The 13,289-nt window shown below is 66.5% G+C and carries 14 protein-coding genes, 1 tRNA gene and 1 pseudogene; 8 read left to right on the top strand and 8 right to left on the bottom strand.

The window, feature by feature from the left end; translation table 11 throughout:
• The first annotated feature begins 34 nt into the window (after nucleotides 1-34).
• The 8 genes from A5658_RS16475 to A5658_RS16440 all read left to right on the top strand — a co-directional run bounded on the left by A5658_RS16475 (nucleotide 35) and on the right by A5658_RS16440 (nucleotide 7,829).
• Complete coding sequence (locus A5658_RS16475; RefSeq protein ID WP_067337283.1) at nucleotides 35-625, top strand: DinB family protein; 591 nt, start codon at nucleotides 35-37, stop codon at nucleotides 623-625.
• Nucleotides 612-1,523, top strand: coding sequence for an alpha/beta fold hydrolase (locus A5658_RS16470; RefSeq protein ID WP_067337280.1), 912 nt, complete (start codon nucleotides 612-614; stop codon nucleotides 1,521-1,523). The genes A5658_RS16475 and A5658_RS16470 overlap by 14 nt, the downstream gene beginning before the upstream one ends.
• Before the next feature lie 52 nt (nucleotides 1,524-1,575).
• Nucleotides 1,576-2,925, top strand: a complete 1,350-nt coding sequence (locus tag A5658_RS16465) for an AarF/ABC1/UbiB kinase family protein (protein WP_067337277.1) — start codon at nucleotides 1,576-1,578, stop codon at nucleotides 2,923-2,925.
• A 3-nt stretch (nucleotides 2,926-2,928) separates the two neighbouring features.
• Nucleotides 2,929-3,831, top strand: a complete 903-nt coding sequence (locus tag A5658_RS16460) for an alpha/beta fold hydrolase (protein WP_067337274.1) — start codon at nucleotides 2,929-2,931, stop codon at nucleotides 3,829-3,831.
• A gap of 96 nt (nucleotides 3,832-3,927) precedes the next feature.
• A complete protein-coding gene (locus tag A5658_RS16455) occupies nucleotides 3,928-4,791 on the top strand; it encodes a cyclopropane mycolic acid synthase family methyltransferase (protein WP_067337270.1) in 864 nt (287 codons plus the stop codon).
• A gap of 121 nt (nucleotides 4,792-4,912) precedes the next feature.
• Entirely contained in the window at nucleotides 4,913-5,809 is an 897-nt protein-coding gene (gene mmaA4, locus A5658_RS16450) for a hydroxymycolate synthase MmaA4 (protein ID WP_067337267.1), read from the top strand.
• Nucleotides 5,810-5,905: 96 nt separating this feature from the next.
• Complete coding sequence (locus A5658_RS16445) at nucleotides 5,906-6,607, top strand: YciI family protein (RefSeq protein ID WP_067337330.1); 702 nt, start codon at nucleotides 5,906-5,908, stop codon at nucleotides 6,605-6,607.
• A 7-nt stretch (nucleotides 6,608-6,614) separates the two neighbouring features.
• Nucleotides 6,615-7,829, top strand: a complete 1,215-nt coding sequence (locus tag A5658_RS16440) for an RNA polymerase sigma factor (protein ID WP_067337264.1) — start codon at nucleotides 6,615-6,617, stop codon at nucleotides 7,827-7,829.
• On the opposite strand, the gene A5658_RS16435 is transcribed toward A5658_RS16440, so the two are convergent.
• From A5658_RS16435 to A5658_RS16400, 8 genes and pseudogenes are all read right to left on the bottom strand, one after another.
• Entirely contained in the window at nucleotides 7,826-9,694 is a 1,869-nt protein-coding gene (locus A5658_RS16435; RefSeq protein WP_067337261.1) for a fatty acyl-AMP ligase, read from the bottom strand. The genes A5658_RS16440 and A5658_RS16435 overlap by 4 nt on opposite strands.
• A gap of 66 nt (nucleotides 9,695-9,760) precedes the next feature.
• Nucleotides 9,761-10,468 (bottom strand): 50S ribosomal protein L1, encoded by a 708-nt coding sequence (gene rplA / locus A5658_RS16430; protein WP_067337258.1) that lies wholly within the window; start codon nucleotides 10,466-10,468, stop codon nucleotides 9,761-9,763.
• A gap of 140 nt (nucleotides 10,469-10,608) precedes the next feature.
• The gene (gene rplK / locus A5658_RS16425; protein ID WP_067337255.1) at nucleotides 10,609-11,037 is read right to left on the bottom strand and encodes a 50S ribosomal protein L11; all 429 of its coding nucleotides are present in this window, start codon (nucleotides 11,035-11,037) and stop codon (nucleotides 10,609-10,611) included.
• A gap of 72 nt (nucleotides 11,038-11,109) precedes the next feature.
• Entirely contained in the window at nucleotides 11,110-11,907 is a 798-nt protein-coding gene (nusG, locus tag A5658_RS16420) for a transcription termination/antitermination protein NusG (RefSeq protein WP_067337252.1), read from the bottom strand.
• A 52-nt stretch (nucleotides 11,908-11,959) separates the two neighbouring features.
• On the bottom strand, nucleotides 11,960-12,385 hold the full coding sequence (gene secE / locus A5658_RS16415; protein ID WP_067337249.1) for a preprotein translocase subunit SecE: 426 nt from the start codon (nucleotides 12,383-12,385) through the stop codon (nucleotides 11,960-11,962).
• Between the two features lie 111 nt (nucleotides 12,386-12,496).
• Nucleotides 12,497-12,569 (bottom strand) — tRNA-Trp (locus A5658_RS16410).
• 134 nt (nucleotides 12,570-12,703) lie between these two features.
• Entirely contained in the window at nucleotides 12,704-13,204 is a 501-nt protein-coding gene (gene hadC / locus A5658_RS16405; RefSeq protein WP_067337246.1) for a (3R)-hydroxyacyl-ACP dehydratase subunit HadC, read from the bottom strand.
• A 2-nt stretch (nucleotides 13,205-13,206) separates the two neighbouring features.
• A pseudogene (locus A5658_RS16400) lies at nucleotides 13,207-13,289 on the bottom strand (3-hydroxyacyl-ACP dehydratase); the annotation flags it as partial.

The following is a 13,289-nucleotide window of genomic DNA, read 5'->3' as shown; positions in this document are numbered from 1 at the left end:
GAAAGGAACGTCGATGCCCGCTCTCGCCTCGCCCGTGACCGACGAACGCAGCGCGCTGCGCGAGTATCTCGCCTACCACCAGAGCGCGTTCTTCGCGGTGGCCTACGGCCTCACCGACGAACAGGCCCGCTCGCGTCCCACGGCCAGCGAGTTGTCGATCGGCGGGTTGGTCAAGCACTGCACCGCCATGCAGGACACCTGGATGAAGCGGGTCGCGGCCGCGCCGGACGCCCCACCGCGCGATCCCCGCTCGTTCGACGAGATCGCCAAGGATTTCGGCGAGCAACACGTCATGCGGCCCGACGAGACGCTGGACGGCCTGCTCGCGAAGTTCGAGGCCCAGAGCGCGAAGGCGCTGCGCCTTGCCGAGACGGCCGACCTGGACGCGAAAGTACCGGTGCCGCAGGATATTCCGTGGTTCCCGAAGGGCATCAAGGACTGGTCGGTGCGGTGGGTGATTTTGCACGTGATCAACGAGCTGACCCGGCATTCCGGTCACGCCGACATCATCCGCGAAAGCATCGACGGCGCCACCATGTACGAGCTGCTGGCCGCGCTGGAGGGCTGGTCGATCGACGGCTGGGTGCAGCCTTGGACAGCCAAGCAGCGTGATGCGGACTCGTAGCGGCCTCGCGCACCACGGTGCCGTCGAGCTCTACTACGAAGACCTCGGCGACCCGAAAGATCCAGCCGTCCTGTTGATCATGGGTCTGGGCGCCCAGCTGCCGATGTGGCCGGAAGGCTTCTGCGCTCTGCTGGTCGACGCGGGGTATCGGGTGATCCGCTTCGACCATCGCGACACCGGGCTGTCGGCCAAGATGCACGGGATGCGCGCGGCGGGCTCGGTGTACCGCCGGGTCGGGCGCTACCTGGTCGGCCGTCGCAGCGAGGTGCCGTACACGCTCGAAGACATGACCGCCGACGTGGTCGCGTTGCTCGACCATCTGGTCATCGGCCAGGCACACGTCGTCGGCGCGTCGATGGGCGGGATGATCGCGCAGATCCTGGCCGCCACCGAACCGGACCGGGTCACCTCGCTGGCCATCGTCATGTCCACCACCGGCAAGCCGTTCTCCCGGCTGCCGGCCTGGCGGGTGATCCGGCTGGCGTTCAACGCGCCCGCCGACGACTCGACCGAGGAGGAGAAGCTCGCGTTCGAGGTGCGCAACGTCGCGGTGTTCAACGGCCCGAACTTCCTGCCGCCGGAGTCCGAGCTGCGTCGGCGGGTCAAGGAGCTGGCCGAGCGGTCCACCTATCCACCCGGCATGCTGCGTCAGTTCGACGCCGTCCTGGGCACCGGCAGCCTGCTGCGCTTCAGCAAGGCGATCACCGCGCCGACGGTGGTGCTGCACGGCTCGCACGACCCGATGCTGCGACCCCGAAACGGCCGGGCCGTCGCGGCCGCCATCCCGGGGGCCCGTTACGTGGTGATCGACGGCATGGGTCACGACCTCCCCGAACCGGTGTGGCGGCCGATCGTCGAAACACTGACCGAGAACTTTGCCCGGGCCGAAGCCGGGTGAGCGGGGTCACAGCAATTGTGACTTGAAACTGCCGTTTTGGCAGACTGCACCAATGAGTTCCAACAACCACCGCGGGGTTGCCAGGCTTGACCGGGTGCCGCTACCGGTCGAAGCGGCGCGCATCGGCGCGACCGGTTGGCAGCTCACCCGCACCGCAGCCCGAATCCTGACCAAGTTGCCCGGCAAGGGGCCGATGCAGCAGAAGGTCATCAAGCAGCTCCCCCAGACCTTCGCCGATTTGGGTCCGACGTACGTCAAGTTCGGCCAGATCATCGCGTCCAGCCCGGGCGCCTTCGGCGAGCAGCTGTCCCGCGAGTTCCGCGGCCTGCTCGACCGCGTACCGCCGGCCGACAAGGACGCCGTCCACAAACTCTTCAAAGAGGAGCTCGGCGGCGACCCGCAGGACCTGTTCGCCCACTTCGACGAGGAGCCGTTCGCCTCGGCGTCGATCGCCCAGGTGCACTACGCCCGCCTGCACAGCGGCGAAGATGTCGTCGTCAAGATCCAGCGGCCGGGCATCCGCCGCCGGGTGGCCGCCGACCTGCAGATCCTCAAGCGCTTCGCGCAGGCGGTCGAGCTGGCCAAGCTGGGCCGCCGGCTGTCCGCGCAGGACGTCGTCGCGGACTTCTCCGACAACCTGGCCGAGGAGCTGAGCTTTCGGCTCGAGGCGCAGTCGATGGAGGCCTGGGTTTCCCACCTGAACCCGTCGCCGCTTGGCAAGAACATCCGGGTGCCCGAGGTCTACTGGGACCTGACCTCGGAGCGGGTGCTGACGATGGAGCGGGTGCAGGGCATCCGCATCGACGACGTCGCCGCCATCCGCAAGGCTGGCTTCGACGGCACCGAGCTGGTCAAGGCGCTGCTGTTCAGCCTGTTCGAGGGTGGGCTGCGGCACGGCCTGTTCCACGGCGACCTGCACGCCGGCAACCTGTATGTCGACGACAAGGGCCGGATCGTGTTCTTCGACTTCGGCATCATGGGACGTATCGACCCGCGGACCCGCTGGCTGCTGCGCGAGCTCGTGCACGCGCTGCTGGTGAAGAAGGACCACGCCGCGGCCGGCAAGATCGTCGTGCTGATGGGCGCTGTGGGCACCATGCGACCCGAGGCCGAAGCGGCCAAGGATCTGGAGAAATTCGCCACCCCGCTGACCATGTCCACGCTCGGCGAGCTGTCCTACGCCGACATCGGCAAGCAACTGTCGGCGCTGGCCGACGCCTACGACGTCAAGCTGCCACGTGAGCTCGTGCTGATCGGCAAGCAGTTCCTCTACGTGGAGCGGTACATGAAGCTGCTGGCTCCGCGCTGGCAGATGATGTCCGACCCGCAGCTCACCGGATACTTCGCTAACTTCATGGTCGAGGTCGCCCGCGAGCACAACGAGTCCGAACTAGAGGTCTAACGCATGCAAATCCGCACCGGCACAGCACGTTCGGGCGATGTGGATATCTACTACGAAGACATGGGCGAGACCGGAGACCCGGCCGTCCTGCTGATCATGGGCCTGGGCTCGCAGCTGCTGCTGTGGCGCGACGGCTTCTGCGAGAAGCTGGTCGCCCAGGGCCTGCGGGTGATCCGCTACGACAACCGCGACGTCGGGCTGTCCAGCAAGACCGAACGGCGCAGCAACGGCGGCGCGATGATCCCGAACATGATCAAGTTCTTCCTCGGGATTCCCGGCACCGCCGACTACCGGCTGGAAGACATGGCCGACGACGCCGCAGCGCTGCTCGACCACCTCGGCATCGAGCGCGCACACATCGTCGGCGCCTCGATGGGCGGCATGATCGCGCAGATCTTCGCGGCGCGGTTCGCCGAGCGCACCCGATCGCTGGCGGTGGTCTTCTCCAGCAACAACCGGCCGTTCTTGCCCCCGCCACACCCGCGTGCGCTGTTCGCCGTGCTGCGTGGCCCGTCGCCGCATTCGCCGATCGAGGTCATTGCCGACTATTCGGTGAAGGTCTGGCGGATCATCGGCAGCCCGCGCTACCCGGCACCGGAGCAGCGGTTGCGCGACGACGCGATCCAGGCCTATGAGCGCTGCTATTACCCGTGGGGAACGGCCCGGCATTTCAGCGCGATCATCGCCAGCGGCAGCCTGGCGCGCTACAACCGGCAGACCACCGCGCCGACCGTGGTGTTGCACGGGAAGGCCGACAAGCTGCAGCGCCCGTTCGGCGGCAAGGTGGTGGCCCGGACGATCCCGGGCGCTCGCCTGGTGTTGTTCGACGGCATGGGTCACGACCTGCCCGAAGAGCTCTGGGACGAGATCACCGGCGAGCTGACCACCACGTTCGCGCAGGGCTGAGGCGGGCCTCTTCGCTTCGGCACGATCGCGCCAATCCGGCTAGGCTGGCCGATGGATCGCCGGGGGCACAAGACATCGAGGAGGGCGCGCTGCGCAATGGCCGATCAATTGAGGCCGCACTTCGAGGACGTCCAGGCTCACTACGACCTGTCTGACGAGTTTTTCCAGCTCTTTCTCGACCCGAGCCAGACCTACAGCTGCGCCTATTTCGAGCGCGACGACATGACGCTGGAAGAGGCCCAGCAAGCCAAGGTCGACTTGGCCTTGGGCAAGCTCGGCCTGCAGCCCGGGATGACGCTGCTCGACGTCGGCTGCGGCTGGGGCAGCACGATGCGCCGCGCCGTCGAGAAGTACGACGTCAACGTCATCGGCCTGACCCTGTCGAAAAACCAGGCCAGCCATGTCCAGAAGACCCTGGACGCGATGGACACCCGCCGCACCAGGGAAGTCCGCCTGGCCGGCTGGGAGGAGTTCGACGAGCCCGTCGACCGGATCGTGTCGATCGGCGCGTTCGAGCACTTCGGCCACGACCGCTACGACGACTTCTTCATGATGGCCAACAAGTCGCTGCCCGACGACGGCGTGATGCTGCTGCACACGATCACCGGGTTGACGCCGGCGCAGATGACCGAACGCGGCATGCCGTTGACCTTCGAGCTGGCCCGATTCATGAAGTTCATCGTCGACGAGATCTTCCCCGGCGGCCGGTTGCCGTCGATCGAGATGGTGCAGGACCGCTCCTCAAGAGGCGGCTTCACGCTGACCCGCCGGCAGTCCCTGCAGCCGCACTACGCCCGGACGTTGGACTGCTGGTCCACCGCGCTGGAGGCGCACAAGGACAAGGCGATTGAGATCCAGTCGCAGGAGATGTACGACCGCTATATGCACTATCTGACCGGATGCGCGAAGGGATTCCGCATCGGCTATATCGACGTCAACCAGTTCACGCTGGAGAAATAGTTTCCGACGCGCGCACTTAACAGCGATGTAGTTGCGTCGGCGACTGGTACAGCCGGGTATTGTGCTTTCGCATCCTGGGTGCGGTAATACCTAGGCAGTAGGGGAAGGGTTACACACGCTGATGGCTGAGAATCAAGACGGTTCGATTCAGACACGGACGCGCCCGGAGGACATCCAGGCGCACTACGACCTGTCCGACGATTTCTTCGGCCTGTTCCAGGACCCGACGCGGACCTACAGCAGCGCCTACTTCACCAGCGACGACCAGTCGCTCGAGGAAGCCCAGATCGCCAAGGTCGACCTGAACCTCGACCAGCTGGACCTCAAGCCCGGCATGACGCTGCTCGACATCGGTTGCGGCTGGGGCACCACGATGCGCCGCGCCGTCGAGAAGTACGACGTCAACGTCATCGGCCTGACGCTGTCGAAAAACCAGCACGCCCGCGCTCAGCAGGTGCTGGACAGCCTCGACACCGATCGCTCACGCACGGTGCTGCTGCAGGGCTGGGAGGACTTCCACCAGCCGGTCGACCGGATCGTGTCGATCGAGGCGTTCGAGCATTTCGGGTTCGAGAACTACGACCACTTCTTCAAGAACACCTTCAGCATCATGCCCGACGACGGGCGGATGACCGTGCAGAGCAGCGTGGCGTACCACCCGTACGACCTGAATGCGCGCGGGAAGAAGATCACCTTCGAGACGGCCCGATTCATCAAGTTCATCCTCACCGAGATCTTCCCCGGCGGTCGCCTGCCGTCCACCGGCATGATGGTGGAGCACGGCGAGAAGGCGGGATTCGTTGTGCCCGAACCGATTTCGCTTCGCGAGAGCTACATCAAGACGCTGCATCTGTGGGGTGACGCGCTCGAGGCCAACAAGGACAAGGCCATCGAGATCCAGTCCGAAGAGGTCTACGAGCGCTACATGAAATACCTGCGTGGCTGCGAGTTCTACTTCTCCGAGGAGATGCTGGACGTCAGCCTGGTGACCTACCTGAAGCCGGGCGCTGCGGCGTAACTTTCTTTCCGGCCGCTGTCGGATAGTGGCTGCGCCGTTCGTCGGACAGGTAGAGAGTGAAACACAGGGTTTCGCTCACTACCGGAGGTGACCACGATGCAGTACCTCGCTTTGCTGATCAACAAAGAGCGAGAGCTCACACCCGACGAGCAGGCCGCTGGGATGGCGGCCTACCAGAGTTTCCACGCCAAAGCCGGATCGGCGATCCGCGCCGGGGACGCGCTGTTGCCGTCGTCAACTGGTTCGCGCATCACCGGCGGTCCCGAAGCGCCGACGATCACCGACGGACCGTTCGCCGAGGCGGCGGAGATCGCCTGCGGCTACTACGTGTTCGAGGCCGACAACCTCGACGACGCGCTGGCCCTGGCCCGGGACATCCCGGCCGCCCAGAACGGTGCCATCGAGGTCCGGCCGATCTTCCACACCTTCGACTCCGAGTGGACCAAGCGGTCGCAGGCGCAGTGGCTGGCACTGCTGCTGGAGCCGCCGGCCAACGTCAACGCCCCGGGCACCCCGGAGTGGGAGGCCGAAGCCGCACGGCACGGCGAATTCGCCGGTGCCGCGGGCGATCACATCGTCGGAGGCGCGGCGTTGCACGAGCCGGCGACGGCGACCACCGTGCGGGTGCGCGACGGCGAGGTGCTGCTGACCGACGGGCCGTTCGCTGAGAGCGCCGAGATCGCCACGGGTGTCTACCTGTTGTCGGCCGCCGACCGCGACGAGGCCGTCAAGCTGGCGTCGATGATTCCCGCTTCGGGTGTCGAGGTGCGCCAGCTGGCCGGGGTGTCGGGACTCTAACCCACGAATGGTCAACCTGGACGGCGTCTTTCGGCGCGAGTGGGGTCCGGCCGTGGCCGCGCTGGCCCGGTGGTCGGGTGATCTGACCGTCGCCGAGGACGCCGTTCAGGAGGCCTTTGCCGAGGCGCTGCGGACCTGGCCGCGCGACGGCATACCCGACAACCCCGGCGGTTGGGTGCTCACCGTGGCGCGCAACCGCGCCCGCGACCGGTTGCGTCGCGAAACGGTGCGCCCGGGAAAGGAATTGGCGGCGGTGGTGGACGAGATACAGCGGCGCACCGAGGTGGACGTCCACCCGGTCCGCGACGACGAGCTGCGGATGATGTTCACCTGCGCGCATCCCGCGCTCGACCGCCTGTCGCAGCTGGCGCTGACGCTGCGACTGGTCTCCGGGCTGACCGTCGCGGAAATCGCCCGCGCGCTGCTGCAGACCGAAGCGGCTGTGGGGCAACGTATTACCCGGGCCAAGACGAAGGTACGGCACGCGAACATCCCGCTGCGGGTGCCGCCGGCAGAGCTGCTGCCCGAGCGCACATCGCACGTGCTCAGCTGCATCTACTCGGTGTTCACCGAGGGTTACTGGTCGACGGCCGGCCCGTCGGCGATCCGCGACGAGTTGTGCGACGAGGGCGTTCGGCTGGCGTCCGAGCTGTGCACGTTGATGCCCACCGAACTAGAGGCCCATGCGCTGGCCGCCCTTGTGCTGCTGCATGATTCGCGGCGCGCGACCCGGGTGGACGCCGACGGTGCGCTGGTACCGCTGGAGGAGCAGGACCGTCGCCGCTGGGACCGCGGCCGCATCACCCGCGGCCTGGAGCGACTCAAGCAGGCCCACGGGTCGACCGGCCCCTACCTCCCACAGGCGGTGATCGCGGCACTGCACGCGACCGCGCCGTCGTGGGAGCAGACGGATTGGCGCACGATCTGCACGGCCTACGACCGGCTGGCCGCGATGACCGATTCGCCCGTGGTGCGGGCGAATCGGGCGCTGGCGGTCGGCTTTCGCGACGGCCCGGACGCGGGACTGGCCGCGCTGGACCAGGTCGCGCACGACCCGCGGCTCAAGCGATCCAACCTCGTCGCCTCGGTGCGCGCCGACCTACTGCGCCGGGCGGGGCGACCAGACGACGCGCTCACCTGGTATCGAAGGGCGTTGGAGTCCAACGGTTCTGACCCGGGCCGCGACTATCTGCGCCGCCGGATCGTCGAGTGCGGCGGCTAGTGGCCGCGCTGGCCTAGCTCGCCGCTGAGATAGAGGGCGCGGCACGCCTGGCGCGCGAGCTTGCCGCTGGTGGTTCGCGGGATGACGCCGGCCGCCACCAGCAGCACGTCGGCCAGCGGAAGGCTGTGCCGCCGTGACACCGCGGCGCGGATCGCGTCGATCACCGATTCCGGGTCGGCGCGACCGGCGCCCGGCGCCCGTTCGGCGACGATCACCACGCGCTCGCCGACATCGTCTGCGGGCGCGCCCGCCACCTCGTTCGCGGGTACCGAAAACGCTGCGACATAACCCGATCGCACTCGCGGCGACGCCTCGGCCGTGGTGGCTTCGATGTCCTGCGGGTAGTGGTTGCGGCCGTCGATGATGATCATGTCTTTGATGCGCCCGGTGATGTAGAGCTCGCCGTGGAGGTAGACGCCGAGGTCGCCGGTGCGCAGCCAGGTCGCGTCGCTCGGTGCCCCCTCGGCATGGCTGCCGGTGGGCAGCCGACGCTGCAGCTTGTTGCCGAAGACCTGCTCGGTCTCTTCGGGCCGACCCCAGTAGCCCCGACCAATGTTGTTGCCGTGCAACCAAATTTCGCCGACCTCGCCGTCGGGAGCTTCGGCCTCGGTCTCGGCGTTGACGATGATGCCCCACTGGCTGCGGGCCACCCGACCGCACGACACTTGCGCGATCGCGTTGGGCGCGTCACGCGGGACCTCGATCGCACGACCCGCTCCCAGTTCTTCGCGGTCCAGGTACACGACCGTCGCCCCGGCGGTGAGGTCGATGGTCGAGACGAAAAGCGTGGCCTCGGCCATGCCGTAGGACGGCTTGACCGCGGTGCGCGGCAGCCCGTATGGGGCGAACGCGGCGTTGAACTTTTCGATCGACTCGATTCGCACCGGTTCGGAGCCGTTGATCAGCGAGACCACATTGGTCAGATCGAGCTCTTCGCCCTCGTCGGGAAGCCCGCGCTCGACGGCCAGTTCGAACGCGAAGTTCGGCGCTGCGGCGTAGGTGGGACCGTGTTTGGACTCGGCGGCCAGTTGGCGAATCCACCGTTGCGGCCGCCGGACGAAGGCCACCGGCGACATCAGCGTGAGCTGGGTGCCGAAAACCGCCACGCACACGATCATCAGCAGGCCCATGTCGTGATACAGCGGTAACCAACTGACGCTGCGGATGTCCCAGTCGATGCCGGTCGAGATCACCATCTGCAGCACGTTGGTGCCGATCGCGCGGTGGGTGATCTCCACACCGACCGGCGCCCGCGTCGACCCCGAGGTGTATTGCAGATACGCGATGTCGTCGGTGTCGAGATGCACCGGTTCGAACGTCGCGCCCACCGAGTCGGGGACTTCGTCGATCGCGATCACTCGCGGCCTCCTGGCACGCGGCAGCGAGCGGACGAACTCCTGCACGGTTGCGGCCGCCCCGGCCGTGGTCAAGACCACCGAGGGCTTGGCGTCGCCCAGCACCGCGTCGAGCCGCTCGGCATGCCCGGGAAACTCCGGCGCGAACAGCGGCACGGCGATGTCACCGGCCTTGATCGCGGCGAAGAATCCGACGATGTAGTCGATGCCCTGCGGCGCCAGGATCGCCACCCGGTCACCCCGTGAGGTGACCTGCTGCAGACGGGCACCGATGGCCCGCAGCCTGGAACCCAGCGCGGCCCAGGTCAACTGGATCATCTCGCCGTCGGAATCGCGGGAGTAGTCGAGGAAGCGGTACGCGACGGCATCGGCGATCTCGTCGATGTGCCGGTCCAGCATCGTCACCAAGTTGACGCCTTCGGGCAGCACGATGCTGCCGTCGGCGTCGAGGTAGTCAGTCAGCTGCGGCCGGTCTAGCCGCCTGCCGGCGTTATCCAAGGGACCTGGCATGAGGGCGAGTCTAAGAGACGGATGTGCTGTTGACCGTCAGCGACCACCCAGTGAACCGCAAGTCGCTCACGCCTCGCTGAAGTTGCGGGTGATTGCCGGGTCGACCGGGATTCCCGGTCCGTTGGTCGTCGACACGGTGACCTTCTTCAGGTAGCGCCCTTTGGACGACGACGGCTTGTGCCGCAGCACCTCGTCGATCGCTGCGCCGTAGTTCTCGGCGAGCTGCTGCTCGCCGAAGGACGCCTTGCCGATCACGAAGTGAAGGTTGGCCTGCTTGTCGACGCGGAAGTTGATCTTTCCGCCCTTGATGTCGGACACCGCCTTGGTGACGTCCGGGGTGACGGTTCCGGTCTTCGGGTTCGGCATCAGACCGCGCGGGCCGAGGATGCGGGCGATCCGGCCGACCTTGGCCATCTGGTCCGGGGTCGCGATCGCGGCGTCGAAGTCGAGGAAGCCGCCCTGGATCTTTTCGATCAGGTCGTCGCTGCCGACCACGTCGGCGCCGGCCGCGGTGGCCTCTTCGGCCTTCTCGCCAACCGCGAACACCGCGACACGGGCGGTCTTACCGGTGCCGTGCGGGAGGTTGACCGTGCCGCGGACCATCTGGTCGGCCTTGCGCGGGTCCACTCCGAGCCGGATCGCCACCTCGACGGTCGAGTCCTGCTTGGTCGACGACGTCTCCTTGGCCAACTTGGCCGCCTGCAACGGGGTGTAGAGATTGTCGCGGTCGACCTTCTCGAGGGCCGCGCGATATGCCTTGCTGTTCTTGCTCATTCGTACATCCAATCCATGTGTTGGGTTGTGGTTTGCGGGCCGAAGCTGGCCCTCCCACGTACTTCAAATGTCGGGCTCCTCAGCGGGCCGCTATCGGCCCGCATCGTCGTCCCTCGTCGGCGGGATTACCCGCCGAAGTCTTATTCGACGGTGATCCCCATCGACCGGGCGGTGCCGGCGATGATCTTGGCGGCCGCGTCGATGTCGTTGGCGTTGAGGTCGGCCTTCTTCGTCTCGGCGATCTCGCGGACCTGGTCCCAGGTGACCTTGGCGACCTTCTCCTTGTGCGGCTCGGGCGAGCCCTTGGCCACCTTGGCGGCCTTGAGCAGCAGCCGGGCAGCCGGCGGCGTCTTCAGCGCGAACGTGAAGCTGCGGTCTTCGTAGACGGTGATCTCCACCGGCACCACGTTGCCGCGCTGGCTTTCCGTCGCGGCGTTGTACGCCTTGCAGAACTCCATGATGTTGACGCCGTGCTGGCCGAGCGCCGGACCGACCGGCGGAGCGGGGTTGGCCGCACCGGCCTCGATCTGCAGCTTGATCAGCCCGACGACCTTCTTCTTCGGGGCCATGAGTGTTGGTGTTCCTTTCTATGGCCGGACTCGTCAGCGGGACCTCCCGCATCGTCGTCCGGCGCCGTATCTCTAAATCTTCGAGACCTGGGTGAAGCCCAGTTCCACAGGTGTTTCGCGGCCGAAGATGGACACCAGCACCTTGAGTTTCTGTTGTTCGGCGTTGACCTCGTTGATCGTCGCCGGCAGCGTGGCGAACGGGCCGTCCATGACGGTGACCGACTCGCCGACCTCGTAGTCCACCTCGACCACGGGACGTTCCAGACCGCCTTCGGCCGTGGCGGTGGCCGCGGCGGCAGTGCCCTTGGCGGGCTTCTTGGTGGCACCCTGCGGCAGCAGGAACTTCACCACGTCGTTGAGCGTGAGCGCCGACGGCTTGGAGGTCGCGCCGACGAACCCGGTGACGCCCGGGGTGTTACGCACCGCGCTCCACGACTCGTCGGTGAGATCCATCCGCACCAGGATGTAGCCCGGCAGCACCTTGCGGTTGACCTGCTTGCGCTGGCCGTTCTTGATCTCGGTGACCTCTTCGGTGGGAACCTCCACCTGGAAGATGTAGTCGCCGACGTCCAAGTTCTGCACGCGGGTTTCGAGGTTGGCTTTCACCTTGTTCTCGTAACCGGCGTAGGAGTGGATCACGTACCAGTCACCGGGCTTGGACCGCAGTTCGGCCTTCAGCGCGACGGCAGGGTCGACGTCCTCGTCCTCTTCCTGGGCCGGTTCCTCGGGTGCGGCGATCGCGGCGGCGGCCTCTTCGGCGGACGCTTCAGCGCCGGCCGTCTCGGCCGCGTCGTCGGCGGTGACTTCTTGCAGCGCGGCTTCGATGTCGACCGTCTCACCCACCGGCTGATCGCCGTCGGAGGTAGTCACGGTTGTCTGGGTCCTTCCTAATATTTCAGCGCTTGGTGGTCGTGGCGAAAGCTCAGCCGAACACCATCATCACTAGCTTGGCCAAGCCCAGGTCCACCAGGCCGATCAACGCCACCATGAACACCAGGAACGCCAACACCACCGAGGTGTAGGAGCTCATCTGCTTGCGGTTGGGCCAGATCACCTTGCGCAGTTCGCTGACGACCTGCTTCAGGTAGGTGTAGACGAAGACGAATGGGTTGTTCGACGGCTGGTCAGACTTCTTGGCCTTCTTCGCCTTCTTGGCCTTGTCGCTGTCGTCGGCGTCGCTGTCGGTGAGTTCGACGGCACCGGTTGCGTCACCTGCGTCGGCCCGCTGGCGGGACCGCTTGCCCGTGGGCCGCTGCGGACGCGTCACGACGGCCGTACGACCGCCTTGCGAGTCGTCGGTTCCGTTGCCGTCGGCTGCGGCGTCGGCATCGACGCGTTCGTCGCTCACCGCATGCTCCTTCGTTCATTCGTGTGCGTAGTGGTCACCTTCCAGTGTCCACCTTTTCAGGTCCGGTTCCTCCTCGGGCCGTTCCGGCCCGCATCGTCACCGGACGCATTGCAGGGGCGACAGGACTTGAACCTGCAACCTGCGGTTTTGGAGACCGCTGCTCTGCCAGTTGAGCTACGCCCCTTCGCTGGTTGGCAGGCCAACCTGCGCGTGTCGGGGCCTTCCAGGACGCGCGCTTCGCCCACGGAAGGGAAAATACGCTGGTACTGGGAAAACCCCGAGGTTTGAGTGTACAGCGGAGCAGTGGTCAGGTACTAATCACGCGGTCCTGACGATCTGCCCGCTTTCCATGTCCCACTTGAGGTTGACCGAGTTGTCGCCCTCGTGGCCCATCACCGTGGTGTACGACGTCAAGACCACCTCGCCGTGAGCGTCGGTCAGGGTGTTCCTGGTGACGACGATGTCGGCGCCGAATCGCTCGTTGACGGAGTCGATCTCCATTGTCGCGTGCAGCTCGTCGCCGACCAGGATCGGCCGGTGGAAGACGAACCTCTGGTCGACCTGGACGATCTGCATCGTGTCGTAGCCGGTGTCGACCTTGCGCATGAAGTCGGCCTGGACCAGCTTGGCGAGGATCGTCACGAATGTCGGCGGCACGACGAGGTCGTCGTGCCCGAGGTCGGCCGCGGCCTGCTCGTCGTAGTGGGCGGGGTGATCGGCTTTGACCGCAATGGCGAAGCTGCGCACCTGTTCCCGACCGACCACGAAGCTGTCCGGGTACTCCCAGACCATCCCGAGGATGTCGGTATTGATCGCCACGGCTAGGCCAGCTTCGCCGACGCGGTCGCCCGGCCGAAGATCTTCTTGCCGTCGGTGGTGGCGGTCAGCGCGATCGTCACCGACT

This window comes from Mycobacterium sp. 1245111.1 (assembly GCF_001673405.1).
In the GTDB taxonomy this organism is placed as follows: domain Bacteria; phylum Actinomycetota; class Actinomycetes; order Mycobacteriales; family Mycobacteriaceae; genus Mycobacterium.
This window is presented reverse-complemented; position numbering and strand designations above follow the sequence as displayed.